This is a genomic window from Desulfofundulus thermobenzoicus, assembly GCF_009428905.1.
Classification (GTDB): Bacteria; Bacillota; Desulfotomaculia; order Desulfotomaculales; family Desulfovirgulaceae; genus Desulfofundulus_A; species Desulfofundulus_A thermobenzoicus.
Genome location: NZ_WHYR01000098.1, coordinates 1 through 2,654 on the forward strand (window position 1 = coordinate 1; position 2,654 = coordinate 2,654).

Below are 2,654 nucleotides of genomic sequence, written 5' to 3' on the forward strand. Positions count from 1 at the left end.
TCGGGCTTGCGCTTGTTTAAAAAGGCATCGATCCCCTCTTTCCGGTCGTCACTGGTAAAGACCAGGCCGAAAAGATCCGCCTCGTGGGCCAGGGCCTTTTCCAGATCCATTTCCAAACCCTCGTTCACCGCCTGCTTGGTCAGGCGCACGGCCACCGGTCCCCGGGCGGCAATGCGCCGGGCCATGTCCTTGCAGAAGGGCAGCAGATCATCGGCCGGTACCACGTGGTTGACCAGGCCCATATGGCGGGCCGCTTCCGCGTCATACATATCCGCCGTAAAGAGTATTTCCTTGGCCAGGCCGGGGTTCACCAGCCTCGTCAGGCGCTGGGTGCCCCCAAACCCGGCAATCAGCCCCAGGTTTACTTCCGGCTGCCCGAATTTGGCCTTTTCCGAGGCAATGCGTATGTCGCAGGCCATGGCCAGTTCACAGCCGCCCCCCAGGGCATAACCGTTCACCGCCGCTATCACCGGTTTGGGCAGGTTTTCTATCCTGCTCAGCACCCCCTGCCCCAGCCGGGCGAAATCCCGGGCTTCCATGGGGGTAAGTTTGCTCATGAAAGCAATGTCCGCCCCGGCCACAAAGGCCTTTTCCCCGGCCCCGGTGATAATGATCACCCTGACCCCATCATCGGCGGCCAGCTGGTCCACGGCCGCTCCTATTTCCTGTAATGTTTCCCGGTTCAGGGCATTCAGTACCTTCGGCCGGTTGATGGTCAATACGGCCACGAAGCCGTCCTTTTCCACCAGGATGTTGTTCCAGGACATATTTACACCCCCGCTTTATTTATCGTACACGTAAAAGCCCCGGCCGGTCTTCCGCCCCAGCCAGCCGGCGGCCACATATTTGCGCAGCAGCGGGCAGGGGCGGTATTTGCTGTCGCCGAAGCCTTTATGCAGCACTTCCATGATGGACAGGCAGGTGTCCAGACCGATGAGGTCGGCCAGGGCCAGGGGGCCCATGGGATGGTTCATGCCCAGTTTCATTACCTGGTCCACGGCCTCGGGGGTGGCTATGCCTTCATAGACGCAGTAGATGGCTTCGTTTATCATGGGTATGAGCACCCGGTTGGAAACAAAGCCGGGGGCGTCGTTGACTTCCACCGGTACTTTGCCCATGCGTTCGCTCATTTCTTTGACCACGGCAAAGGTTTCATCGGCGGTGGCCAGTCCCCGGATGATTTCCACCAGTTTCATCACCGGCACGGGGTTCATGAAATGCATGCCGATGACCTTCTCCGGCCTTCTGGTTACGGCGGCTATTTCGGTGATGGGCAGTGAGGATGTGTTGGTGGCTAAAATGGTGTGGGCCGGGCAGATTTCGTCCAGGTCTTTAAAGATCTTGGATTTGATCTCCATGTTTTCTATGGCCGCTTCAATGACCAGGTCCACGTCTTTGCCGTCCTGCAGGCTGGTGGAAGGGGTGATGCGCTGTAAAATGGCTTCCTTGTGGCTTTCTTCCAGCCGCCCCTTGCTCACATCCCGGGCGAGGTTTTTCGCAATATTGCCCAATCCCCGCTGGACAAATTCGTCTTTAATGTCGTTTAAAATTACCCGGCAGCCGGCCGCCGCCGCCACCTGGGCTATCCCCGAGCCCATTTGCCCGGCGCCGATGACCAGGATCTTTTGCACGTCCACTTCTATTCCTCCTTTACCATCGAGATTATTTTCAGGTTTCCGTATGTTAATGCGGGGTTTGACCCGATACGGCAAGGCCGTCCCATTTCCCCATTCACCGGCTGATTAAACCCTTTCCACCACCATGGCCATGCCCTGGCCGCCGCCAATGCACATGGTGATCAGGCCGTAACGCAGGTTGTTCCGCCGCATGTGGTGCATGATGGTGACCATCAGCCGGGCGCCGGTGCAGCCAATGGGGTGCCCCAGGGAGATGCCGCTGCCCAGGGGGTTGGTTTTGTCCGGGCTCAAGTCCAGTTCCCGCATGCAGGCGATGGCCTGGGAGGCAAAGGCTTCGTTGAGCTCAATGACGTCCAGGTCCGCCGCCGTGAGCCCGGCCTTTTGCAGCGCCTTGCGCACCGCCGGAACGGGACCGACGCCCATGTAGGCCGGGTCCACTCCCCCGGAGGCGTAGGAGCGGATGGCCACTGCCGGTTTTAAGCCCAGGGCTTCCGCCTTCTCCCGGGACATGAGCACCACCGCCGCCGCGGCGTCGTTGATGCCCGAGGCATTGCCGGCGGTTACCGTGCCGTCCGGGCGGAATACCGGTTGCAAGCGGGCCATTTTTTCCAGGCTGGTGTCCATGGGCCGCTCGTCGGTGTCAAACAGAACCGGGTCCCCTTTGCGCTGGGGTACGGGTACGGGTACGATTTCTTCTTTGAAAAGGCCTTCTTTGATGGCCGCCCTGGCCCGCTGGTGGCTTAAAAGCCCCATTTCGTCCTGTTCCCGCCGGGTGATGCCGTAGCGGGCCGCCACGTTTTCCGCCGTGTTGCCCATGTGGTACCCGTAAAAGATTTCCCACAGGCCGTCGTAGACCATCAGGTCCAGGCATTCCCCCCTGGCGGATACGTCCATGCGGTAGCCCCAGCGGGCCCGGGGCAGGGCGTAGGGTGCCTGGCTCATGTTTTCCATGCCCCCGGCCACCACCACTTCCGCTTCCCCGGCCATGATGGACTGGGCGCCCAGGGCGATGGCTTT

Annotated in this window: 3 protein-coding genes; all 3 read right to left on the minus strand. The window is 60.5% G+C overall.

Translation table 11 applies throughout. The features are described from left to right. The coding region (locus GFC01_RS17575; protein ID WP_152948446.1) for an enoyl-CoA hydratase-related protein at positions 1-767 on the minus strand (767 nt) is incomplete at its 3' end. 15 nt (positions 768-782) lie between these two features. Next, positions 783-1,631: a 3-hydroxybutyryl-CoA dehydrogenase gene (locus GFC01_RS17580; RefSeq protein WP_341474085.1), complete on the minus strand. Its 849-nt coding sequence runs from the start codon at positions 1,629-1,631 to the stop codon at positions 783-785. 111 nt (positions 1,632-1,742) lie between these two features. Continuing rightward, a partial coding sequence (locus GFC01_RS17585; RefSeq protein WP_152948447.1) for a thiolase family protein occupies positions 1,743-2,654 on the minus strand: 912 nt, incomplete at its 5' end.